Annotated in this window: 20 protein-coding genes and 1 pseudogene; 2 read left to right on the plus strand and 19 right to left on the minus strand. The window is 60.3% G+C overall.

The window, feature by feature from the left end:
- Positions 1 to 70: 70 nt before the first annotated feature.
- The 6 genes from AC1ECN_RS27160 to araD form a co-directional block, all read right to left on the minus strand.
- Positions 71 to 1591, minus strand: coding sequence for an ABC transporter substrate-binding protein (locus tag AC1ECN_RS27160; RefSeq protein ID WP_130656448.1), 1521 nt, complete (start codon positions 1589 to 1591; stop codon positions 71 to 73).
- Positions 1592 to 1776: 185 nt separating this feature from the next.
- Positions 1777 to 2682 carry a 5-dehydro-4-deoxyglucarate dehydratase gene (locus AC1ECN_RS27165; protein ID WP_164582348.1) on the minus strand — a complete coding sequence of 302 codons (906 nt, stop codon included), beginning with the start codon at positions 2680 to 2682 and terminating at the stop codon, positions 1777 to 1779.
- Positions 2683 to 2699: 17 nt separating this feature from the next.
- Entirely contained in the window at positions 2700 to 4217 is a 1518-nt protein-coding gene (locus AC1ECN_RS27170; RefSeq protein WP_477954662.1) for an aldehyde dehydrogenase (NADP(+)), read from the minus strand.
- A gap of 179 nt (positions 4218 to 4396) precedes the next feature.
- Positions 4397 to 5107, minus strand: coding sequence for a ribonuclease activity regulator RraA (locus tag AC1ECN_RS27175; protein WP_130697446.1), 711 nt, complete (start codon positions 5105 to 5107; stop codon positions 4397 to 4399).
- Positions 5108 to 5129: 22 nt separating this feature from the next.
- Positions 5130 to 6320 (minus strand): L-talarate/galactarate dehydratase, encoded by a 1191-nt coding sequence (locus AC1ECN_RS27180; protein ID WP_164582349.1) that lies wholly within the window; start codon positions 6318 to 6320, stop codon positions 5130 to 5132.
- 9 nt (positions 6321 to 6329) lie between these two features.
- Positions 6330 to 8066: an L-arabinonate dehydratase gene (gene araD, locus AC1ECN_RS27185; RefSeq protein ID WP_130676374.1), complete on the minus strand. Its 1737-nt coding sequence runs from the start codon at positions 8064 to 8066 to the stop codon at positions 6330 to 6332.
- Positions 8067 to 8206: 140 nt separating this feature from the next.
- Between araD and AC1ECN_RS27190 the strand changes: the two genes are divergently transcribed.
- Complete coding sequence (locus AC1ECN_RS27190; protein ID WP_018480299.1) at positions 8207 to 8926, plus strand: GntR family transcriptional regulator; 720 nt, start codon at positions 8207 to 8209, stop codon at positions 8924 to 8926.
- A 26-nt stretch (positions 8927 to 8952) separates the two neighbouring features.
- Here the strand turns inward: AC1ECN_RS27190 and AC1ECN_RS27195 are convergent, their stop codons facing one another.
- From AC1ECN_RS27195 to AC1ECN_RS27225, 7 genes are all read right to left on the minus strand, one after another.
- Positions 8953 to 9900, minus strand: a complete 948-nt coding sequence (locus tag AC1ECN_RS27195; protein WP_130726010.1) for a 2-hydroxyacid dehydrogenase — start codon at positions 9898 to 9900, stop codon at positions 8953 to 8955.
- Positions 9897 to 11531, minus strand: coding sequence for an ABC transporter ATP-binding protein (locus tag AC1ECN_RS27200; protein ID WP_130726011.1), 1635 nt, complete (start codon positions 11529 to 11531; stop codon positions 9897 to 9899). Before AC1ECN_RS27200 ends, AC1ECN_RS27195 begins: the two co-directional genes overlap by 4 nt.
- The gene (locus AC1ECN_RS27205; protein ID WP_477954665.1) at positions 11524 to 12450 is read right to left on the minus strand and encodes an ABC transporter permease; all 927 of its coding nucleotides are present in this window, start codon (positions 12448 to 12450) and stop codon (positions 11524 to 11526) included. The genes AC1ECN_RS27200 and AC1ECN_RS27205 overlap by 8 nt, the downstream gene beginning before the upstream one ends.
- Positions 12451 to 12453: 3 nt before the next feature.
- On the minus strand, positions 12454 to 13368 hold the full coding sequence (locus AC1ECN_RS27210; RefSeq protein WP_130726013.1) for an ABC transporter permease: 915 nt from the start codon (positions 13366 to 13368) through the stop codon (positions 12454 to 12456).
- A gap of 165 nt (positions 13369 to 13533) precedes the next feature.
- A complete protein-coding gene (locus AC1ECN_RS27215; protein ID WP_477954667.1) occupies positions 13534 to 14409 on the minus strand; it encodes a DMT family transporter in 876 nt (291 codons plus the stop codon).
- 427 nt (positions 14410 to 14836) lie between these two features.
- Complete coding sequence (locus tag AC1ECN_RS27220) at positions 14837 to 15118, minus strand: hypothetical protein (protein WP_026238468.1); 282 nt, start codon at positions 15116 to 15118, stop codon at positions 14837 to 14839.
- Positions 15119 to 15288: 170 nt separating this feature from the next.
- Entirely contained in the window at positions 15289 to 15753 is a 465-nt protein-coding gene (locus AC1ECN_RS27225) for an NUDIX hydrolase (protein ID WP_130665649.1), read from the minus strand.
- Positions 15754 to 16179: 426 nt separating this feature from the next.
- Between AC1ECN_RS27225 and AC1ECN_RS27230 the strand changes: the two genes are divergently transcribed.
- A complete protein-coding gene (locus AC1ECN_RS27230) occupies positions 16180 to 16860 on the plus strand; it encodes a redoxin domain-containing protein (protein WP_477954671.1) in 681 nt (226 codons plus the stop codon).
- 6 nt (positions 16861 to 16866) lie between these two features.
- On the opposite strand, the pseudogene AC1ECN_RS27235 reads toward AC1ECN_RS27230, so the two are convergent.
- The 6 genes and pseudogenes from AC1ECN_RS27235 to AC1ECN_RS27260 form a co-directional block, all read right to left on the minus strand.
- Positions 16867 to 17784: pseudogene (locus AC1ECN_RS27235) on the minus strand (ABC transporter ATP-binding protein); the annotation flags it as partial.
- Positions 17785 to 17851: 67 nt separating this feature from the next.
- Positions 17852 to 19150, minus strand: a complete 1299-nt coding sequence (locus tag AC1ECN_RS27240; protein WP_130687355.1) for a D-tagatose-bisphosphate aldolase, class II, non-catalytic subunit — start codon at positions 19148 to 19150, stop codon at positions 17852 to 17854.
- On the minus strand, positions 19147 to 20100 hold the full coding sequence (locus tag AC1ECN_RS27245) for an SIS domain-containing protein (RefSeq protein ID WP_027688017.1): 954 nt from the start codon (positions 20098 to 20100) through the stop codon (positions 19147 to 19149). Before AC1ECN_RS27245 ends, AC1ECN_RS27240 begins: the two co-directional genes overlap by 4 nt.
- A gap of 11 nt (positions 20101 to 20111) precedes the next feature.
- Positions 20112 to 20945 carry a carbohydrate ABC transporter permease gene (locus tag AC1ECN_RS27250; protein ID WP_024321462.1) on the minus strand — a complete coding sequence of 278 codons (834 nt, stop codon included), beginning with the start codon at positions 20943 to 20945 and terminating at the stop codon, positions 20112 to 20114.
- Positions 20946 to 20968: 23 nt separating this feature from the next.
- Complete coding sequence (locus tag AC1ECN_RS27255; protein ID WP_018493585.1) at positions 20969 to 21886, minus strand: carbohydrate ABC transporter permease; 918 nt, start codon at positions 21884 to 21886, stop codon at positions 20969 to 20971.
- Positions 21883 to 23139 carry an ABC transporter substrate-binding protein gene (locus AC1ECN_RS27260; RefSeq protein WP_130676365.1) on the minus strand — a complete coding sequence of 419 codons (1257 nt, stop codon included), beginning with the start codon at positions 23137 to 23139 and terminating at the stop codon, positions 21883 to 21885. The genes AC1ECN_RS27255 and AC1ECN_RS27260 overlap by 4 nt, the downstream gene beginning before the upstream one ends.
- Positions 23140 to 23234 lie beyond the last annotated feature (95 nt).

A 23234-nucleotide genomic window follows, 5' to 3' on the forward strand; every position in this document is an offset into this window, starting at 1 on the left:
TTCTCCCTCACGTCATGGAAAGCACGGGCCGCTGTTCGCGGCGGCCCGTGGTTAAGTGCGGCATACCGGCTTACTTGAAGCGGATCTGCGACAGCTGCAGTTCGGAATTCGTCGCGATCGTCGGCTTGAAGTCGAGACGCGGCGAGACGCGGGTGAAACCGACCATGTGAAACATCGGGATGTCGGCGATGATTTCGGTGTTCACCTTGGCGAAAAGCTCCTTCCAGAGTTTTGTGCGCTCGTCGCCGGTGGCAGACGTCGCCTTGGCGATCAGCGCGTCGACGGCGGGATCGCGAACCATGGAGTGCGAGCCGTCGGTCGCGTATTTCACGAATGCGGTGAAGACGGGATCGCCGGTGGCATTGTCGTGCTGCGACTGGGTCAGCGTCGGACCGGAATCGGCGACAAAGGGTGCAACGAAGTAGCCGTTCCACACGGAAACGTCATACATGTCGAGCTTTACGTTCAAGCCGACGTCCTGAAGCATCGCCATGATCGCTTCCATCGCTTCGGTGGCGTTGGGATATTGCCCGTTGCGACCGATGATGCGGATTTCGCGATCGACCGGGACGCCGTCAGCTTTCGCTGCTGCCACCAGTTCCTTTGCTTTTTCGGGATCATAGGGCCAGGCGGGGATATCGGCATTGTAGCCGATCGTTGTGGGCACGACGAGCTGTGTTGCGATCTTCGCCTGTTCGGGGAACAGCGTTCCGAGCATTGCCTGACGATCGATGGCGAGGTTCATCGCTTCGCGGATGCGCCGATCATTAAGCGGTGCTGCGCGCGTATCGATGCGCAGCGATGTCGTTTCGGAATTGGGATAGGCGAAATCGGTTTCCTTGTTGGTGGCATCCTGCACGGAGACGGCCGGAACGATATCGGCTTCGCCGGCATCGACCATGGCGGCAGCAACGGCGCTGTCGGAGCGGAACAGATAGGTCGCCTGTTCCACCTGCGGCTTTTCCCCCCAATATTCCGGGTTACGCTTCAGCACGATCGACTGGCCGATATCCCATTTGTCGAACGTATAGGGGCCGGTGCCAATCGGCTTGCGGGTGAATTCGTTTGCTGGCGTCGCATCGGCCGGTTCCACAGCCATCACCGACATCAGAAGCGGAAGAATCGGTTGCGCCGGCTTTGTCGTAATCCGGATCGTGTTGGCATCCGGCGTCTCGAAGCTGAACTCCGTGCCGCCGAAATATTTGCCGCCGGTCTCACAGCTGAGCTTCTTGTTCTTGTTGCGCTCGATGGTGAACTGGACATCTTTAGCGGTGAACGGTTTGCCATCGTGCCATTTGACATTCGGGCGCAGCTTGAACTCCCAGGTGTCGTCGTCGATCTTCGACCATTCCGTCGCCAGGCGGGGTTTGAGGCCGCCATTGACGTAGTCGAATTCCACCAGCATCTCGTTGACGTTTTCAGAAATGACCCGGCCGACGTCCTGGCGCGCTGCCATACAGGGCTCGACGACATCGACGGTTTCGGCAAGCACAACGCTGACGTTGCTCTTGGCATCCTCAGCGTGAGCCGAGCCGGCGCTCAGCGCAAGCACCGTGGTTGAAAAGCAGGCAGCTAACAAATGCAATTTCATTTCGTTCTCCTCCCATGCGCCTTTGGCGCTCCTCACAGTGAACTGCGTCCCGTTTCCGGTGCTCCGGCATCTATCTCCTCAGTAGTTCTCTAAAGCACAAGTGCACTAATATACTAGCCTACGCTGGCATTCAACCTTGGCGCTCCGAAGCGCGGAGCCTTCAACCTTGGCTAGGACGCGAATTTTTACCTTACCGAAGCAATCAGTTCGCGCATCATCTCGACTTCCTCGTCGGTGAGATCCGTCAGCGGAGCCCGCACCGGTCCCGCCTCAAAGCCGCGCAAACGCACGCCTGCCTTGACGGCGGAAACCGCATAACCGGCCTTGCGATCGCGAATACGGGCAAAGGGATAGTAGAAATCGCGCAGCATCTGTTCACAGGCCCCGTCGTCACCGGCGAGGAATGCCTTGTGGAACTTCAGTGCCGTTTCGGGCACGAAATTGAAGACCGCCGAGGAATAGGTCGGCATGCCGGCGCCGCGATAGGCCTGGGCAAACAGTTCATGCGTCGGCATGCCACCAATATAGGAAAGCCGGTCCCCGAGCGCGATCGTGACGCGGCGCACCGTATCGATATCACCGGTACCGTCCTTGAAGCCGATCAGATTTGGGCATTCGTCGGCAAGCTGAGCAAGCTGCTCGGCCGAAACCCGCGCCTGGCCACGATTATAAACGATAACGCCCATATTGGTGGCCTTGCAGACGGCCCGTACACGCGCGGCAATGCCATCTGCCGGCGCCTCGGTCAGGTAATGCGGCAGCAGCAGAATGCCGTCGCCACCTGCCGCCTCGATCTCGCGCGCCATGTCGCAGGCAATCCGCGTGCCGTAGCCGCATCCGGCAATAACAGGCGCATCGCCGGATACGGCGCGGGCGGCCTTTACCACCTCAACCACCTCACCCGGTGTCAGCGAGAACAGCTCACCGGTGCCGCCGGCAACGATCAGGCCGGCAACGGGATAGGATGACAGCCATTCCAGATGCGCTGAAAACGGCTTGGCGGCAAACCGGTCATCGGCATCGAAAGGAGTGACGGGAAAGGACAGCAGGCCGTTGCGAATGATCTCGCGAAGTTCCGTCGGGGCGATCAATTTGGCACTCCTCGATTTCAGCTGCGCAGGTCTTGCGGCAGCAGGTCGGCGGGGAAATTCTGATAGGCGACGGGGCGCAGAAACCTGCGGATCGACATGGTCCCGACGCTGGTCGCGCCGAAATTGGTCGAGGCCGGGTAGGGTCCGCCATGCACCATGGAATCGACAACCTCGACGCMGGTTGGGAAGCCATTGACCAGCAATCTGCCCGCCTTCCTTTCGAGGATCGGCAGCAGGTCGCGGGCAAGGCCAAGATCGGCGTCGTCCATATGGATCGTCGCGGTCAGCTGTCCTTGAAAGCTTTCGGCAAGGGCGACCATCTCTTTAGGCGAGCCGACGCGTACGACGAGGCCGAGAGGCCCGAACACCTCCTCGCTGAGCGAGTGATCGGCAAGCCAGGCCGCGCCGTTGGTCTCGAACAGGCTCGGCGCTGCGTCGCGGCCGGCACTCTCTGCAGCGAGAACCGGCGCGACGGCATTGCTTGCCCGCATCCGGTCGACACCTTCGTGATAGGCCGTTGCGATGCCTTTGGTCAGCATGGTCTGCGGCGCCACCTTCTCAAGAGCCGACTTGGCAGCACTGGTGAACCTGTCCGCCTCCGGCCCGTCGACGACGACGGCGATACCGGGGTTGGTGCAGAACTGGCCGGCACCAAGCGTCAGTGAACCGGCCCAGCCGGAACCGATTGCCTCTGCCCTCGCGGCGGTAGCGGCCGGCAGCAGGAACATCGGATTAACGCTGCCGAGTTCCCCGAAAAAGGGGATCGGCTCAGGGCGCTGGGCGCAAAGGTCGAAGAGCACACGACCGCCGGCAAGCGAGCCGGTAAAGCCAACGGCTTTGATGGCCGGATGCGTCACCAGCGCCGTTCCGACATCACGGCGCCCCCCCTGGATCAGGCTGAAGACGCCGGCCGGCATTCCAGTGCGCTCGATAGCGGCTGCGATCGCCTCGGCAATGATCTCACCTGTGCCGGGATGGGCTGAATGTCCCTTCACCACGACCGGGCAGCCCGCGGCAAGTGCTGCTGCCGTATCGCCGCCGGCCGTCGAGAATGCCAGCGGAAAATTCGAGGCGCCGAAGACGGCGACGGGGCCGATCGGCCGTTGGACCAGACGGATCTCGGGCCGCGGCGCCGGTTGCCGATCGGGTTGCGCCGCATCGACGCGGGCGTCGAGATGCGCCCCCTTGCGGATATGGTCGGCAAACAATCTGAGCTGGCCGGTGGTGCGAGCGCGTTCGCCGTTCAGCCGGCCCTCCGGAAGCCCGGTTTCCTGCGTTCCGATGAGGGTGACGGCCTCGCCGCGCTTGTCGATCTCCTCGGCGATTGCCTCAAGGAAAATGGCCCGCTCCTCGCGTGTCGTTGCCGAAAATGCTGCAAAAGCAGCTTCGGCGGCGCGGCAGGCGCGGTCGACGAGTTCCGTTGTGCCGACGGCAAAGTCATGTGCCTGCCCATGCGCCGGCTCGGACCGAAATGTCGTCGTTCCGGCGATCCACTCGCCAGCGATGAAATGCCTGCCTGAAGGGGTCCAGCTCATTGTTATTCTCCTTGGCGGAGCCTCGCTCCGTCCTGATGCGTGAAGTGTTGTCTAAGGTGCGCCGCCTTAGAACAGGATGATTTTAGGCCAGGTCGGCCTAAAATCTGAATCCTGTTATAAATTATATAGTGAGAGCATCATGTCGTCCGAAAACCGCTTACACTTTTCGGCATCATGCTCTAGCGGCCATTCACCTCCCGCCATTCGGCAAAGAGCGTCAGATTGCTTTCGTCGGTGGCCGGGTAGAGGCCAATGATCGTGTGACCTTGCTTGACGCGCTCGGTGACGAAATCCTCGTAAGCGGTCATCTCTACCGCTTCATCGGCGATCTCGTCGGCGATCTCGGCAGGGATGACGATCACRCTGTCATCGTCGCCCACAAGGACGTCGCCCGGGAAGACCGCCACATCGCCACAGCCTATCGGCACATTGATGTCGATTGCCTCGTGGAGCGTCAGGTTCGTCGGGCTGGAGGGACGATTGTGATAGGCGGGAATATCGAGACCACCGATCGTCATGGCGTCCCGGAAGCCGCCATCGGTGACGACGCCGGCGCCGCCGCGCATCATCAGGCGGGTAATCAGGATGTCGCCGGCAGAGGCCGCGCGCGGATCCTTGCGGCTGTCCATCACCAGAACAGAGCCTTCCGGGCAAGTCTCGATGGCAAGCCGTTGCGGATGTTTCGGGTTCCGAAAGACGTTCATCGCATTGCGGTCCTCGCGCGCCGGCATGTAACGCAGCGTGAAGGCCGGTCCCACCATATTGCGGCCCTTCGGCTGCACCGGCCGAACATCCTGGACCGTCTGGTTTCTCAGGCCGCGCTTGAACAGTGCCGAACAGAGCGTCGCGACGGAGACGCCCATCAGCTTTTCACGGGTTGCGGGGTTCATATTTCCTTCTCCTCGTTCCAATTCAGACGCCGAAGCTGCACGTTTCCACGGTCCAGTCACGGGCTTTGCCCGTCAGGCTGCAACCAAGCCCCGGACGGGCCGGCACGATCATTCGGCCGTCCTTGATCTCGAGTTGTTCGTTGAACAGCGGCGCCAGCCAATCGAAATGCTCTACCCATGGCTCATGCGCATAGGCGGCTGCCAGGTGCAGATGGATTTCCATGGCGAAATGTGGCGCCAGGCGCATGCGTTTCGCCTCGGCGTGCGTGCAGATGCGCAGAAAGGGCGTGATGCCGCCGACCCGCGGCGCATCCGGCTGAATGAAGTCGACCGCATCGGCCCGGATCAGCGCCATGTGCTCGTCGGCGCTGGCCAGCATTTCGCCGGTGGCGATCGGCGTGGCGAGTTCGCGTGCCAGTGCCGCATGGCCCTCGGCATCATAGGCATCGAGCGGCTCTTCGATCCATTCGAGGTTGAGCGGTTCGACCAGCCGGCCGAAGCGCAACGCCGTCGTGCGGTCCCATTGCTGGTTTGCATCGACCATCAGCGGAACACGGCCATCGATATGGCTGGTCACGGCATCAAGCCGGCGAAGGTCGATCATCGGGTCCGGCTGTCCGACCTTGATCTTGATGCCGCCGATGCCGGAGGCGATCGAGTGGTCGATGGCATCGCGGATTTCCTCGACGCTCGATGACAGGAAGCCACCGGAGGTGTTGTAGCAGGCGACACTGTCGCGATGGGCGCCAAGCAGTTTTGCAAGCGGCAGGCCGGCGCGTTTCGCCTTCAGGTCCCAGAGGCAGATGTCGATGGCGGCGATTGCCTGGGTCGCAATGCCGGAGCGGCCGACCGAGGCCCCGGCCCAGCAGAGCTTGTCCCAGATGCGCGCGGTATCGTTGGGATCTTCGCCGATCAGGTCGTCGGCAAGCTCGCAGGCATGTGCATAAAGGGCAGGTCCGCCTGCCCGCTTCGAGTAACTGAAACCGAGCCCACTATGGCCAGCCTCGGAGACGATCTCGCAAAACAGAAAGGCCACCTTCGTCAGCGGCTTCTGTCGGCCCGTCAACACCTTGGCATCGCTGATCGGCCGCGCCAACGGCAGGTAGACGAGCGACAGGGTGACCGATCGGATGGCGTCCAGCTTGGACGGACCGGCAGCGAAGCCAGCCTTGGGAGGCTGTTCCGGGATCGTGCGTCGATTGGGATCAAACATCGTGGTGCCTCAGTTGATGGCCGGTTCCGGCGTCTTGCCACCGAATTCCGTCGTCAGGAAATCAAAGTCGCAGCCTTTGTCGGCCTGCTCGATATGGCTGGAGAACATGAAGCCGTAACCGCGCTCGTAATGCCGCGTCGGCGCCACCCAGGCGGCCCGCCGCGCTGTGATCTCTTCTTCGGAAACCAGCATATTGAGGCTGCGTGCCGGAATATCGAGCTCGACCATGTCCCCCGTTCTCAGCAGCGCCAGAGGCCCGCCAACATAAGATTCCGGTGCGACATGCAGCACGCAGGCGCCGAAACTGGTTCCGGACATGCGGGCATCCGAGATGCGCACCATGTCGCGCAGGCCGAGCTTCAACAGCGCCTTCGGCATCGGGATCATGCCCCATTCCGGCATGCCCGGTCCGCCCTGGGGGCCGGCATTGCGGAGCACGAGAACCGTCTCCGGCGTCAGCGGGTAGTCGGGATCATCGATGATCTTCTTCATCTCCGCATAGCTGTCGGCGACCAGCGCCGGGCCGCAATGGCGGTGGAATTTCGGGTCGCAGGCCGCTGGTTTGATGACCGCGCCGTCGGGACACAGGTTCCCCTTGAGCACGGCCAGCGAACCTTCGTGATAGACCGGGTTCGACAATGGCCGGATAACGTCGTCATTGTAGATCTTCACCTGGTCGAGGCCATCCACCAAGGGTTTGCCCGTCACGGTGATCGCGGTGGGATCCAGCTTGTCCCCGAGCTGCTTCATCAGGGCGCGCAGGCCACCCGCATAAAAGAAATCCTCCATCAGGTAGGTCGAACCGGAAGGCCGGATGTTGGCGAGAACCGGCGTCGTGCGACCGATGCGATCGAGATCATCAAGCTCCAGCGGGACGCCGGCGCGCCGCGCCATGGCGATCAGGTGAATGATCGCATTGGTGGAGCAGCCGGTCGCCATGGCGACCGTGACCGCGTTGTCGACGGCCGCAGGAGTGATGATCTGGTCCGGCGTCAGATCCTCCCACACCATATCGACGATGCGGCGGCCGCAGGCCGCTGACATGCGCTGGTGGTTGGCGTCGGCTGCCGGAATCGAGGATGCGCCCGGCAGCGTCAACCCCATGGCCTCTGCGATCGCCGTCATCGTCGACGCCGTGCCCATGGTCATGCAATGGCCATAGCTGCGGGCGATTCCGCCTTCGATGCCCTGCCACTCCTCGTGGGTGATCGTGCCGGCGCGGCGCTCATCCCAGTATTTGAAGCCGTCGGTACCGGAGCCCAGCGTCTTGCCGGCATAGTTGCCGCGCAGCATCGGGCCGGCGGGCAGATAAATGAAGGGAATGCCCATGCTGACCGCGCCCATGACAAGGCCTGGTGTCGTCTTGTCGCAGCCACCCATCAGAACGGCGCCATCAACAGGATGGCTCCGCAGCAGTTCCTCGGTCTCCATCGCCAGCATATTGCGATAGAGCATCGTGGTCGGCTTGACGAAGTTTTCGGAAAGAGAAAGAGCGGGCAGCTCCATGGGGAACCCGCCCGACTGAAGAATTCCCCGCTTCACCCATTCAGCGCGTTCACGGAAATGCATGTGGCACGGCTGGGCATCGGACCAGGTGTTGATGACAGCAATGATCGGCTTTCCCTGCCAATCCTCCGGCGCGTAACCCATCTGCATGGTCCGCGACCGGTGGCCGAACGAGCGCTGATCATCCGGCAGCATCCATCGGGCGGACCGCAATTGCTCGTAGGTTTTCCTCGCGGTCACGGCTTTCTCCCACCTTTTCGCTTGTTTATCTCAGCCTTGGCAACTGATATTTTAGTTTGACATATATATCAATGGAAAGTTTGCGTTCTTGTGCATTAGGTCGTGCAAAGCTATGAATGGGACTGAAAAGGATGCCTCACATGAATTCCCAATTCGCCTCCACATTCGGCCTGACCGCGCCCGGCTTTCCGGTCGTTGCCGGCAGTACGGTCCAGCGGGTCTATGATGATCTGCGAAAGCGCATCATCACCATTCAGCTGCCGCCGGACACCACGCTGTCGCGCACCGAGCTCACCGAGACTTATGAAGTCAGCCAGACTCCCATCCGTGACGCATTGCAACTTCTCAAGCAGGAGGGTCTGGTTCGCATTTACCCGCAGTCCCGCACTGTGGTGACCAGGATCGACGTTCTGCAAATTTACGAGGCGCATTTCCTTCGCGTGGCACTGGAAACGGAAGTCTGCCGCCGCCTCGCAACAGATCCGGACCCGGATCCCAGCGTCATCACCCGCGCCCGGTCGATCATCAAGATGCAGGCGGCAGTTGCCGACGACGCCGATCAGATTGCGATCTTCCAGGAGCTCGACGAGCTCTTTCACCAGACATTGTTCGCAGGCGCCAAGCGTAGCAGCCTCCACCAGCTGATCCGCGAGCGGTCCGGCCATCTCGAGCGTATTCGTCGCCTGCATCTGCCCGAGAAGGGCAAGATCGTCAGCATTCTCGATGGGCACCACGCCATCATCGATGCGATTGCCGCTCGCAACGAACAGGGTGCAGTCGACGCGATCCGTGAGCATCTCAGCCAAACCGTCGCAAAAGTGGAAGACCTCAGGAAGGAGTTCCCGGATTATTTCGTCTGATCTGCAGCGCCGCGGGTTTGCCGGAGTCAATTGACCGGCGTCAGCAGCGGCCTGCCTGCGAAGAAGGCGGCAAGGTTGTCGACCGTCAATTGCGCCATCCTGTCGCGCGTTTCCTCGGTCCCGCTGGCATGATGGGGATAGAGCACAACGTTGTCGAGCGCTGCGAAGCGCGGATCGGGATTGGGTTCGTCGAGGTAGACATCGATGCCGGCCGACGCGATCCGCCTTTCCTGCAAGGCCTTAATCAAGGCCGGCTCGTCGACCACGGTGCCCCGGGCAATGTTGATGAAGCTGCCCGTCGGTCCGAGCGCATTCAGCACGTCCGCCGAAATCAATCCTTCGGTCGAGGCCCCGCCCGGCGTCGCGACGATCAGGATATCGGCCCAGTCCGCCAGTTTTAGCGGCGCGTCGAAATAGGCAAAATCGTTGCCGGCTTTCTTCATCCGCCCATAATAGCCGACCGTCAGCCCGACAGCTTCGCATCGCTTGGCAATCGCCATCCCTATGCGGCCGAGGCCGACGATCCCGGCCTTCTTGCCCGAGGTCGATGTCGTCAACGGCATCATGCCCTTCCGCGCCCAGTCGCCGGAGCGCACATAGCGGTCGCCTTCCGGCAGGCGCCGGCGTGCCGCCAGCATCAGAAGCAATGCCATGTCGGCAACGTCGTCGCACAGCACCTCGGATGTGTTGGTGAGCTTGATGCCGCGCCGTGTCATCGCTTCGACATCCATCTGGTCGTAGCCAGCCGAAGAACAGGCGGCAAGCTTTAATGCCGGCAATTTCGAAAGCAGGGCTTCGTCAATCGTCACATGGCCGTTACAGACCAGCGCGGAAGAGATCGGGCCGGCTTTCCGCAGGAGAGCATCCCGCTCTTCGCCTTTGACAAGATCCAGCCGGTGCAGCGTGTAGGTCTCCTCCAGCATCGCCATCTGACGGGGCCGGAGCGGATAGGCGACGATGACATCGGGCTTCATGCGGAAACGAGTCCTTCCTGTATGTGGCGGGCAGCGCGTCGGGTGGCTTGGACCTCCGGATCGGGATCGAGGCTCGCGGCAAGAAGCGCCTGCGTGTAGGGGTGGGAGGGTGCGTTGAAGATCTGTTCCACCGGACCCTCCTCGACAATCTCGCCGGCCTTCATGACGATGACACGATCGGCGAAATCGCGAACCACCGGCAGGTCGTGTGCAATGAATAGGTAGGACAGGCCGAATTCGCGACGCAGGCCCTCAAGCAAGGCAATCACCTGTGCCTGGATCGATACGTCGAGCGCTGAAACCGCCTCGTCGCAGATGATCAGTTTCGGCTCCATCGCGAGCGCCCGGGCGATCGCGATGCGCTGGCGCTGGCCGCCGGAAAACTGATGTGGATACCTGTCGGCCATATCCGGTTTCAGGCCAACCTTGACCAGCAACTCGGCCACTCTCTCCTTCCATCTCGCTTTCGGCAGGATATCCGGGTGAATGACCCAGGCCTCGGAAATCAACCGGAACACGCTCATCCGCGGGTTCAGTGACTGGGTCGGGTCCTGAAAGACCATCTGCAAATCGCGACGCAGTCCGAATATTTCCCTCGGGGTCATCGCAAGCAGATCGTTGCCGCGGTAGAGAACCTGTCCCTCCTGCGGATCATCGAGCCGAACGATTGCCCGGGCAAGGGTTGACTTACCGGAACCGCTCTCGCCGACAACGGCAACGGTTTCGCCGGGCATGATGACGAAGTCCACGCCCTTCAGCGCCTGGAATGCGCCAAAACTCTTCTTCAAGCCGATGGCGCGCAGCAGCGGTTCGCCCTGCCGGTCACGCTCCTGCGCCATCGCGCCCTTCCCGGGTGCGGCGGCTATCAGCTTCTTGGTATAGGCGTTCTGCGGGTTGCGATAGACTTCGGCCGCATTGCCGGTTTCGACGACGCAGCCGGAATTCATCACCACGACCCGGTCGGCGATCTCGGCAACGACGCCCAAATCGTGGGTGATCAGCAACAGGCCCATTCCGGTTTCCTGCTGCAGCTCCTGCAGAAGTTCGAGCACCTGCGCCTGCACCGTAACATCAAGAGCGGTGGTGGGTTCATCGGCAATCAGGATATCGGGCTTGCAGGCGATCGCCATGGCGATCATCAGTCGCTGCCGCTGTCCGCCGGAGAACTGGAACGGATATTTTCGCATCGCCGCCTGCGGATCGGTTATGCCGACACGGCCGATCAATTCGAGCGCCCTCGCACCGGCACGCTCCGCCGACTGACCATGCGTCGTCATCATTTCGGTGATTTGCCAGCCGACCGGATAGACCGGATTGAGATGGGCGAGCGGGTCCTGAAAGATCATGGCGATCTTGGCGCCGTTGATCGAGCGCCGCTCCTCGGGCGTCATTTTCAGCATGTCGCGCCCATTGAGGAGAATGGTACCGCTGGTGATCTTGCCGGGTGGCATGTCGATCAGGTTCATGATCGCCGAGGCCGACACGGACTTGCCCGAACCGCTTTCCCCGAGGATCGCCAGTGTCTCGCCGCGATCGAGATGCCAGCTGACATCCTGCACCGCCTTGAGGGTCCCGCTGGCGGTGTGGAACTCGACCGAGAGGTCACGCACTTCCAAAAGATGTTCAGCCATTTTTCCTGCCCCTCATTTCAAGGCGCCAGCGTTGTGTCGGATCGAGCGCGATGCGCAGCCAATTCGACAGAAGGTTCAGCGACAGCGTCGTCAGAATGATTGCAAGGCCCGGCCAGAAGGAAAGCCACCAGGCATTGGTGAGATAGGGTCGTCCTTGTGCAACCATGAGACCCCAGGTGATCTCCGGCGCCTGAATGCCGATGCCAAGGAACGACAGCGAGGATTCCGCCAGCATGACGAAGGCGAAATCCAGCGTCGCGATGGTCACCAGCGTGGGGAAGATCACTGGCAGGATATGATGGAAGACAATGCGCCAATACGATGCTCCCATGACCTTCGCCGCCTGCACGAACATCCGCTCGCGCACTTCCAGCACTTCGGCACGTGTGGTGCGCAGATAGATGGGAATGCGGGTGATCGCCAGGACGAGGACGATATTGGTGACCGAGGGTTCGAGCATGTAGAGCACGATCACCGCCAGAAGCAGCGACGGAAAGGACATGATGACATCGCCAAGGCGCATGATCCATTGAGCTGCGGAAGAGCGGCTGTAACCTGCGACCAGACCGAGCGCCGTACCGACGAAAGATGATGCGAACACGGCTGCCGCGGCGACCAGGATGGTGTTTTGCGCCGCCACGACGACGCGGGCAAGAAGCGGCCTGCCCAGCGCATCGGCGCCGAGGACATAAAGCAATCCGCGGGTGATATCGAACGGTGGCGCATTTCGGCCCCGCAGGTTCTGCTTGGTGGCTATGCCCTCCAKCAGGAACGGGCCAAACAGCGCACAGAGAAGAACGATCAACAAGAACAGAGCCGCGAAGAAAGCGAGCTTGTCCGCCCACAGCATCGTCAGCCAACGCCCGGTCGGGCCGCTCGGTTTTTTCTCGGCGAGGATTTGTGTGTCGGTCATCGTCATCGCTCAATACCGGATACGCGGATCGAGCAGCGCATAAGCGAGGTCGATCAACAGGTTCATGATGAAGATCGCCAGCGCCGAGACCATGATGACGGCCAGTACGACGGCAAAATCGCGAAGCAGGATGGAATCGATCATCAGCTTGCCGATGCCCGGAAAGCCAAACACCGTCTCGACGACAACCGCACCGTTCAAGATGGCGGCAGCCTGGTCGCCGATGACGGTGATGACCGGCAGCATGGCACTGCGCAGTCCATGAATGAAGATGATTGAGTTCGAGCCGACCCCCTTGGCGCGGGCCGTCTTCACATAGGCGGAAGAGAGAACACTGATCATCGAGCCGCGGACCACCTGCAGGATCAGGCCGAAGGGCCGGATGAACAGCACGCTGACCGGCAGGATCCAGTGCCAGAACGTTCCCGTTCCCGATGTCGGCAGGACATGCAGTTTGACGGCGAAAATGACGATTGCCACGATGGCCAGCCAGAAATCCGGCGCCGCAGCGCCGATCAGCGAGAAGAAGGTGGCAAGCCGGTCGAAGACGCCGCCGACGCGAAACGCCGCGAGCGAACCGATGACGATCGCGGCGATCGTGACCAGCACCATGGTGATGACAGCCAGCCAGAAGGTCCAGACGAATGCCTCCAGCACGACATCCATGGCAGGACGGGCCTGTCGCAGTGACTGACCGAAATTGCCTTGGGCAAGATCCGAGACATAACGGCCGAACTGCATGATCAGCGGATCGTTGAAACCGTTCATCTCACGGAATTGCTGGCGCATTTCCGTGGTCGCATCAATCGGCAGATAGAGGTCGGTCGGATCGCCCGTCAGTCGGGAGAGGAAGAACACGATGACGATAAGCACCACGAGCGACACGCCACTGGCGATCGCGCGTTTACCGATGAAACTCTTCATGCCACTCCTCCCGCGTGAAACCCTTACGGGCCCTGATGTCCGGTTTCGTCTTCGCTCGTGCCGCAGCCGCCTGTCATACCCCTCCGGYAGCAGGCATAGCGCGACGACCAGTCGCTATAACTGAAATATTAGTGTATCTAAAATTTTTGTGAACCCCGAAAATGATCAAGGTTTATCGACGGGTGGCTTGTGTCGCCATGTCATGCCGCGGGTTCCAATAATGGCTGCGCCAATGATGATCGCCGCACCGATCCACATTTGTGCAGCAGGAACTTCCGAGAAAAATGAGAGGGCCATGAGGGCCACCACAGGCAGCCGGAGAAAATCGAGCGGCGCCAGAACGCTCGCAGGCGCCATACCGAAGGCACGTGTGATCAGCGTCATGTTGAGTGCGCCGAGGGCTCCTTGCACAGCAAGCAGCCCAAGTTGGCTCCAGGTCGGCATTGACCAGACCGGCAGCATGACGATCACGCCAAGCGGCACCGTCGTTATCAGATTCCATGCAACCAGCCGGTCGGCACTATCCCTCAATGCCATCMGCCGCAGCATCAATTGGCTGGCCGCCGTCAGGACCGCCCCTGCCAGTGCAAAAAGCAGCCACTGATCGAAACCGGACGCTCCGGGGCGAATGATGATCATGACGCCGACGAAGCCCGCGACAATGCCAATTACGCTGGACAGGCCGACACGTTCCTTGAGCACAAGCCACGCACCGAGAACGAGAAACATGGGCATGGTGAAATTGATCGCCGTGGCATCGGCGAGTGGCGCGTGTGCAAAGGCGACGAACAAAGCAACCAATGAGGCAAGCTTAAGCCCCGCACGCAGGACATGCAGAACACGATAGGGTGAGGCTTTCAGGTCGACCCGTGACACGATCCAGGGCGTGACGACAAGAAGTCCGAAAAACGACCGGAAAAAGCCGATCATCAATGGATGCACGTCGCCAGCCAGCAAACGTACGATGACTGCGTCGAGACTATTTAAAAAGGCGGCGGCCACCATCATGCATACGGCAAGGCCTGTGCGACCGGGCTGCATCACGCTTCTCCCGATCGAACAAACGCAAACCCTGCTATATCGGCCATTCGATACAGCTGCGCGTTGAACCGGCAATCCATGAGAAACAAGAGCCTTCCTGGCGTGTTTGCCAATCTCCGGGCGCCCAGCGTTTGCCGCGCCGTAGACCGCGTCCCACTAAGGGCCGGCAGCATCCATTATCCGTGACGCGAATAACGGCTTTATCTCAATCCATCAGTCACCGTCCACACTGACGGAGCGAATTGCTTGCCGGACCGCCCTTGCCCACTGGCGTCAATTCGCAAGACTGAAAACGCTTTCACGCGGAAAGGACGACTGCCAAGCTGAAGCATGCCGCACAAACTGCGCAGCCGTCTTGCGATAATGACATGTGTTGGAAATGAAGACCTAAAGTGCGAGGAGCGAATTCGGAAGATTGCGGCGCGCTTTAGTGGATCACTTCCCTTGGCTTCGTCCTGTTCGAGAACTGGTGGACGAGCATGATGCCCTGCTCAAGCAGCAACTCGGCCGCCTGCAGATCGCGCGGCGTGAGATCGCCGGATAGTCCGCGAATCGTATTTGCGACGCAGATGGAGTTGGCGACGAAGCGGGTATCGCCCTCACCTTCTGCTTCCTCGGCCGTTGCTTCCAAAGCGTCGGCGACGGTGTCGAGCAGGCTCGAGCGTTCGATAAGCGTCATGTCGTTCAGGGTTTTGGAAATGCCGTTCATGATTATCTCCTCGCGCGTGCCCAAGGCGGATCGCTGCGCCAATTTCTCCATTTCAGTCACATGGCGGTGACTGTCAGATAGGATTGCTGTCTTCAGAAGCAACTCATGGCTGCCGCGCACCTCATGCATAAGTGCAGCGAGATGGGGACGGCTCAACGAACTTCGGCCGATCATTCCAGATGCTTCAGGAGACCGGCAAGTATTGGTCGCTGGCCTTTCAAGAGCTTTATGGCTGCGTCGGCTAGGGAAAACCACCCGGCGCGATCGACCTCCGGAAAGCTTTTTACTTGGCCGGACCGTGGCGGCCATTCCATTTGAAATTCGGAACTCTGTATCACATTCACGTCCAGTACCGGATCAGCTTCGATCGACCACGCGACAACTATCTTTCCGCCAGGTTGCCCGTATTCGCCCAACGGGGTGAACCTGCCATCGACCGCTACACCCAGCTCTTCGGCAGTCTCCCTGATTGCCGCCGCGAGCTCATCTTCTCCAGGCTCGATCAACCCCTTCGGGATCGACCAGGCAGCCTCGTCTTTCCTAGCCCAGAAAGGACCGCCCGGATGGACGAGAAGGACTTCGATGTCCTTGCAAAGGCGCCGATATATCAGAAGTCCGGCGCTACGGACTACCATCGCATTGTGCCCTTCTTGCGTCGATCACGAGGCCAGGCATTCCTCACAGATGCCGCAGCCGTCATCGTCCATCCACCGCCGCCGGCGCTTGCAGCAAAGGCAAGCACGACTGTCGGGCTGTTCTTTTGTGTCTTCCGGTGGAATGATTTCGATCGTCTTGTCGAATAGAGTGTCGGCCACAAGTTCCGCCATCTCGCTGCTCCATTAGTCTGTTCTAAATAAGATAGGAGCGGCGATCGATACCGGCAAGCTCTCGACGACGTCAGGCGGTTCAATGAAAGGGTCACTTCGACGCCGGTCAGAGCGGCAAGTGGCATGCCGAACCACGTTCGGCGATCTCAACATCCAACGCTGGGCCTTCTTGCGACAAGTGTTATAGTTAAATTTCGGTCGTCCCCCTAGACGATACGACAAAGGAATTATTCCATGGGAGACCAGAAACGCCCGCTGCAACCAGGAGAAACCGCCCMCGCATTCGCACTACCCACGGCCAACTTCGAGGGAACGGTCTCTTTCGCCGACTTGAGCGGTCGCCCGTTCGTGATCGGGTTCTTTCGCGGGCTGCACTGTCCGTTCTGCCGGCGCCAGTTAGAACAGCTTGCCAGCGTACAGCCGACCCTGCGTGCCGCCGGGGTGGAGACCGTGGCTGTTATCAACACGCCGGTGGAACGTGCGCGCCTGTATTTCCGCCACCGGCCGACGCCGATAACGCTTCTGTGTGACCCGGACTGCCGCACGCATCAGGCTTACGGTGTGCCGCATGGCGAGTTCCTGCCCGAAGGGAGCTGCGAGCAGCCCGAATGGCCCTATGGTGCAACGATGGCGCAGTTTCAGGCGGCACGTATCAACCCCACTGGCGAGCTGCCGGAACCGCTGCACCCCATGGAAGCCAACACGGTCCTCAACGCCAAGGACGGCTTCGAGCTTGACGAAGCCGATAATGCGATCTTCGCGAACCACGCTACCCAGCTCGTCGGGCACTTCCTGGTCAATGCGAACGGCACCATCGGCTGGGCACAAATCGAGGCGCTCGACGGACCGAACAGCCTCTCCATCTTCCCGACCGCGGCGGAGATCATCGCCGCTGCTGGCAGCCTTGGACGCTGACCTGCAGATCTCGGCACCAGTAGGCTCGACGAGGACGACCTCAGCGGCAACAGGTCCTTGTCCGATTGTAAGATGCTCAGGGCGAATGCCGTAAATGAGCCGTGCGCCGCGGTCCAATGACGCTACTTCGGGCAGCGGTAATCTATCTCCGCCGTCCGTGATCAACTCCAGCGGTCCCGACGTGCTGACCTGCCCTCGAATAAGGTTCATCGCCGGCGAACCGATGAAGCCCGCCACGAAAAGGTTTGCCGGCCGGTCGTAGAGATCGAGCGGCGAGCCTATCTGCTCGACGAAGCCATCCCGCATCACAACAATCCGATCGGCCATCGTCATGGCCTCGATCTGATCGTGGGTGACGTAAATGGTCGTTGTCTTCAGTCGCTGATGCAGTTGCTTGATTTCCGAACGCATCTGGACACGCAGCTTCGCGTCCAGGTTCGACAATGGTTCGTCAAACAGGAAGACCTGCGGATTTCTGACGATGGCACGGCCCATCGCCACGCGTTGCCGTTGGCCACCGGACAGATTTCTCGGATATCTGTCGAGCAGATGCTCGAGCCCCAGAATTTCAGCGGCCTCTCGAACACGCTGCTTGGTCTGTGCTTTGGGTGCTTTCGCCAGCTTCAGCGAAAAACCCATATTCGCCTCGACGGTCAGATGGGGGTAGAGCGCATAGGACTGGAAAACCATCGCGATATCGCGTTCTTTTGGCGCGACATTGTTCACGACCTTGCTGCCGATCGATATCCGGCCAGCTGAAATCTCTTCGAGGCCGGCGATCATCCGCAACAATGTCGACTTCCCGCAGCCGGACGGACCGACCAGGATCACGAATTCGCCGTCTTGGATATCAATATCCACCCCATGCAGAACCTCGAAGTGACCGTAGCTCTTGCGGGCATTCGCCACACTTACTGACGCCATAACTTTCTCCGGCTGAATGTTGATATCTTCGGGATGCAGCCGCTCGTCTGACACGGCTGTCGATTGCTCATCGGTTTGCCGTGGCGCCTGAATAAGGTGCCAATGCCGTGTCGATCGCAGCAAGGCAGAGCTCGCGGGCCTTCGGAGCGACCCGCTTTGACACCACGTCAGAATATAGTCGGCCGAGATATTGGCTGATCAGAGTTTCGGGAATTTCATCGGGAAGCCGGCGGAACAATTCGCCGACCGCGGCGGATGCGCGAGGATCCGGCCAGTAATAGCGAATTCGATCACTATAGCTGAAATGCCGTTGCAGTCGCTCCTCATCCGGACTGCCGCCATAGTGGGCCGCCCAGCTTGCCGGTTGCTCGACCATGATCTTTTCCATGGTCGTCACCAGTCCGGTTCGCGGTGTCCTGCCTGCAAGCACATCAGCGATCGCATCGAGACCGTACAGCGCTTCGCGCAGCGCGAAAGTCAGTCCTGGTCCGACCTTGAGGATTGCAAAGCCGTCGTCAACGAGAGCAGACAAGGCTTCGGCCGGTTGGTAGTCGGTAGAATGTGCTTCGAAAACCAAACCCGGCATGTCGTCCAGCGAACGAATAAGGCTCTTGGCCCGTTCAGGCTTGTAAAGCGCCACGTCCGTGTTGCCAAATTCCACACCCGGCTGAACCACGATTCCAATGACCCGCTCCATCGCCGACGCCAAACCTGCTTTGGCAAACGACGCCCGGTGAACCGCCAGGGTTTTCATCGCCGCATCGGCCCGGGTGATTTCGATTTCTTCGAGTGCGTGCGTTGCGCCACCCGGAGGCGGCACCTCGGTTCCGATGATATAGACCGGCGGACGACGGCCTGAACGAAGAGCGGCCTCTTCCGCGGCCTTTGCCAATCGAGCGGCCCGCGACGCGGTCAATTCGTCATCGAGCGCCATTGGTTCACCGGCACAGCCCATCGACGTGTCCAGGTGAATCTTTTCGAACCCTGCCTCGACATAGGCCGTCACCATAGCCATGGCGCGCAGCATTGCCTCCTCGGCCGCCAACGTCCTCCATGGGTTGGGGCCGAGGTGATCGCCTCCCAGGATGATGCGTTCGGCTGGAAAACCAGTCGCTGCGGCGACGTCCTCGATAAACCGGCGAAAGTCGACCGGCGTCATCGCGGTATAGCCGCCCTCCTGATTGACCTGATTGCAGGTGGCTTCGATGAAAACCGCCCGGTGCTCCATGCCGGCACGCAGAAGGGCTGCCTCAATGACCAGCGGATGAGCCGAGCAGACCGAAGTGACGCCATGGGGAAAAGGCAGGTTTCGGGCACCGAAAAGCTTTCGCAGCGCGATCTGCCGGTTCTCTTCGATCCTCGTCATGCGAGCGTCACAACCTTCGTCAGGTGACGGGGAGAGACCGTATCGATTTGCCGAGCCTGCGCGGCCCGTTCGCCGAGGACCTGCAGCGCCGGAAGGACAACGAGACCCGCAAGCGACAGATCGACATCGACGGCGAGTTCGAGATCGCCTGGACCACCTACACCGATGACGACCGCGCCTTTTTCTCTCAGTTCTCCCACCAGTTTCGTCTCCGCTTCCCTCTGGTCGGAGCTGTACAGCATGACCGCAACCGTCTTCCCGTCAACGAGGCTGATCGGCCCATGCCGGTATTCCAGCGGGTGGAAGGCCTGGGTCATGATCTGGCTCATTTCCATGAGCTTCAGCGCTCCCTCCAGGGCAACGCCGAAGAGCGGCCCGCCACCGAGGAAGACGAAGTGCGACCGGTCCGCGATAATTCCAGGAAGCGCGGCATCAAGAGCGCTCGCGAGCTTGCGGGCCGAATTCACGACCGAGGCAGGAACCTTCTGCCCGATCATCTGCAAACCGAGAAGGACCATGAGGCTCGCCGATACCGTCATGACGATACCTTCGTCCGGATGGGTTTCGGCAGCGATCATCCGATCGCAATTTTTCGCGAGAGAGCTTTCCGGTTCGACGGTTATCGCCGTCACGAAAGCGCCGGCGGCCCGGCTTGCCTTTGCCGCGGCAACTGTCTCCGTCGTCTCGCCGCTGCGGGAAAGCGCGACGACGTGCGTGTTACGCCACTCCGGCCAGAAGGCCGACGGCCGGTTTTGCCATTCGGCACCGGGAACCGCGATTGCCTTGCGACCGGCCATATTCGAATAGGATGCTAGCGCAAGCGCCAGATTGAAGGAGGTGCCGCAGCCGACGAAGACGAGCAGCTCCGCGCTATCGATAGCTGAATTCGAGCCGATCGCCTTCTCCCAGTAGGGAAATTGCTCGAAAATGACTTTTTCGGTCGTGTTCATGAAGTCTCCGATTATTTGACTGAACCAGCCAACAGGCCGCTGACGAGGTAACGGTTGAGGAAAATGACGACGAGAGCGGGGATGACGATGGCGATCGAGCCGCTCGCGGTGATGAGCCCGTAGTCGATGAAGTTCTTCGTTACGAATTCCGGGATCAGAACCGTTAGGGGCTTCGTCGCCTGCGGCGAAAAAATGAGCGGCACGAGATACTGTCCCCAGGCGCCAAGGAAGGTGAGGATCGCCGCTGCCGTCAGACCGGGTCCGGCCAGCGGCAGGACGATATTGAAGAAGATGTAGAGCCGGCCCGCTCCGTCGAGTTGCGCTGCCTCTTCCAGTGCGATCGGAAGAGCTTCGAACACGCTCCGCAGCAGCCATAGCGACAGAGGCAGGAAGGCCGAGACATAGATCAGCGAGACGCCCACATAGGTGTCGACGAGATGCAGCTTGATCATGATCTGATAGAGCGGGATCAAGACTGCGTAGGCAGGAATGGCCAGGGTCGCGACAACGGCGATAAAAAGCACTTTCCGGCCAGGGAATTGAAGCCTGGTGAACGCGTAAGCTCCAAGAGACGATATCGCGACGCAAAGCAGCGTGGCAGCGATCGATGTCACCACGCTGTTGAGCAACGCGGCCCGGAACTGTTTGAACACCTCCACACCTCCGATCCGCGCAATATTGATGCCAAGCAGCCGCGAGTAGTGGTCCAGCGTAAAGTGCTGCGGGAAGAAGTTGATCGGTCGGGTCGAGAAGTCGTCGCTTGGAGTAACCGAACTCGCGATGGTCCAGTAGATCGGCCCTAAAGACCAGATCAACAGGACGACGACACCGGCCCAAATCATCATTCGATAGGCAATAGTGGATTTCATCAGTCGAACCGTGTGTTGCGGTAGACACGAAGGACGTAGACCAGCGAAATCAGCAAAGACACGAGAGTGATCACGACCGACAGCGCCATGCCATACGAGAAGCGGAGATTCTGGAAAGTTTCGAGGTAGATCTGGACGAGCACCGGTCGGGTCTCGAGGCTGGCACCCGCCAGAACCCAGGCCTCGTCGAAAAGATTGAAAGCATTCACGGTTGCGTTGGTCATGGCGACAGCGATCGCACTGCGAACCAGCGGAAGGGTTACCAATGTGAACATCTGAACGCGCGTGGCTCCATCGATCCGCGCAGCCTCATAGAGATGGGCAGGGATACTCTGCATCGCGGCAAGGACGATGACGATCGTCAAAGGCATCATGCGCCAGACGTGGACAATTGTTACGGCGACGATGGCGCTGGTGCGATCGTTGAACCAGACGTGATTTTCGAAGGGCAGCCCGAGCGCCGAAAGAATGCCGTTCAACAGACCCGCGCCAGGTTGATAAATCCAAAGCCAAATGACCGAGTTCACAACGCCGGGCAGCGCCCAGGGCAAGATCACTGCTGCGAGGACCCACTGCCGCCCGACCTTGATCTGATTGATGAGAGCGGCGGCAAGAACGCCGAACACGGTTTCGGCGACGACGGCCAGAACAACATACATGAGCGTGTTGCTCCAGGTCGTCGCGAGCTGGCCATCCGATAGCATTCGGCTGTAGTTCTCCAGACCGACGAATGGAGTGCCGGCCTGCATGGGGTTGACCCTGTGCAGGCTGTCCCAGACGGTTCTTCCCATCGGGTAGAAGACCAAAGCTGCCATCGTGATAACGATGGGCGACACCAACAGCAAGCCGAGCGTAGCGTCGGCGTTGAAGCCGACCCCACGCTTGCTCCTGGCCCCTTCGGACACCAAAGCAGTCATTGCGCCATTGCCTGCTTGGCGGCGGCAGCGATAGCCTCCATCGCCTGGTCGACGCTCATCTGTCCCTTGGCAGCGCTATTGATTGCTGTGTTTACGCCGCTGGAAAATTGCGGATACCAAGGCGGCGTGCCTTGCGGGAACAGCGGCTCAACGGTTTTGGACTGCGCCACCAGAGCGTCGCCGCTGTTCAGCTTTCCGGACTCGTTGAGTTCGGAAAGCGCCGACGTGCGTGTCGGCAGGAAGCCGTTCACGGCATTCTTCTTCTGGAAGTCCTTGCTGGTGAACCATTTGACGAAAGCGATCGCCGCCTCCTTGTTGGGAGAGACATTTGGAATAGCCAGCGCTTCCGGAAGGCCGAAGCTGCGCGTTTCACCGCTCGCCGTCGGCACAAGGATCGCTTCTACCTGGCCGGCGACTTTCGACTGCTTGGGGTCGTTCATCTGGCCGAGACGACCGGGCTCTCCGGAGATCATGATGCTGGTGATGCCCTGCCCGAACATGCTCTCATTGATCTGGCTGTCTTTCAGGCCGGTAGACGCCGGATCGACCAGCCCTTCCTTGAGGAGCATCAGCTCGAAAGCAAGCGCCTTGTAACCAGCCGAATCCGGCGAGGTGAACAGCGGATTGAAGTCCTTGTCGAAGAGTTCGCCACCAAACGCCTTGGTMAGCAAATACCAGCTCGTTGACGCGCCTTCGGTTGCCGAAACCGGCAGGCCGATCGGATACTCGACAATGCCCTTTTCCTTGATTTTCTTGGCGGCAGCGACCAGGCCGTCCAATGTTTTCGGCATCTCGGTGATGCCTGCATCCGCGAAATGCTTCTTGTTGACGAGCATCACCCGGAAGTCGTTGGTGTAGGGAATTCCCAATAACTTGCCGTCGACCGTGAAGATCTTGGCAACGCCGATATCTTTCACCGTGTCGGCGTCGATGACGTCGTCAAGCGGCATATACCAGCCGGCCGCGCTGAACTGACCGGTCCAGGACCAATCGAACTCGGTCACGTCAGCTGGCGCTGTCCCGGCAACCAAGGCTGTCACCAGCTTCGGGCGGATGTCGTCCCAAGACAGGGTCTGCAGGTCGACGTGAATGCCGGTTTCGGCCTCGAAGTCAGAGGCGATGTTCGGTCCCTGCGGCGATGGCATGAGCACCGTGATCGACTGACCGGCAAGCGGCTTGGCGTCCTGGCCAAGAGCGGGTGCGGCGATTGCCAAGGCCGCTGATGCAAGTAGAGGCAAGATCAATTTATGCATGTTCCCATCCTTCATTATTCTTGAGCTCAATTCACTGGGATGCGCGGTCACCGCCTTCGGCCGTGGCCACGATTTGCCCGAACCAGCCATCGTCC

The organism is Rhizobium sp. 01N447_2 (genome assembly GCF_056399245.1).

Bases quoted from the DNA above. Each gene is read 5' to 3' on its own strand.
- AC1ECN_RS27160 (WP_130656448.1), bottom strand. From the start codon at position 1,591: ATGAAATTGCATTTGTTAGCTGCCTGCTTTTCAACCACGGTGCTTGCG.
- AC1ECN_RS27180 (WP_164582349.1), bottom strand. From the start codon at position 6,320: ATGTTTGATCCCAATCGACGCACGATCCCGGAACAGCCTCCCAAGGCT.
- AC1ECN_RS27190 (WP_018480299.1), top strand. From the start codon at position 8,207: ATGAATTCCCAATTCGCCTCCACATTCGGCCTGACCGCGCCCGGCTTT.
- AC1ECN_RS27195 (WP_130726010.1), bottom strand. From the start codon at position 9,900: ATGAAGCCCGATGTCATCGTCGCCTATCCGCTCCGGCCCCGTCAGATG.
- AC1ECN_RS27200 (WP_130726011.1), bottom strand. From the start codon at position 11,531: ATGGCTGAACATCTTTTGGAAGTGCGTGACCTCTCGGTCGAGTTCCAC.
- AC1ECN_RS27210 (WP_130726013.1), bottom strand. From the start codon at position 13,368: ATGAAGAGTTTCATCGGTAAACGCGCGATCGCCAGTGGCGTGTCGCTC.
- AC1ECN_RS27220 (WP_026238468.1), bottom strand. From the start codon at position 15,118: ATGAACGGCATTTCCAAAACCCTGAACGACATGACGCTTATCGAACGC.
- AC1ECN_RS27225 (WP_130665649.1), bottom strand. From the start codon at position 15,753: ATGGTAGTCCGTAGCGCCGGACTTCTGATATATCGGCGCCTTTGCAAG.
- AC1ECN_RS27240 (WP_130687355.1), bottom strand. From the start codon at position 19,150: ATGACGAGGATCGAAGAGAACCGGCAGATCGCGCTGCGAAAGCTTTTC.
- AC1ECN_RS27245 (WP_027688017.1), bottom strand. From the start codon at position 20,100: ATGAACACGACCGAAAAAGTCATTTTCGAGCAATTTCCCTACTGGGAG.
- AC1ECN_RS27250 (WP_024321462.1), bottom strand. From the start codon at position 20,945: ATGATGATTTGGGCCGGTGTCGTCGTCCTGTTGATCTGGTCTTTAGGG.
- AC1ECN_RS27255 (WP_018493585.1), bottom strand. From the start codon at position 21,886: ATGACTGCTTTGGTGTCCGAAGGGGCCAGGAGCAAGCGTGGGGTCGGC.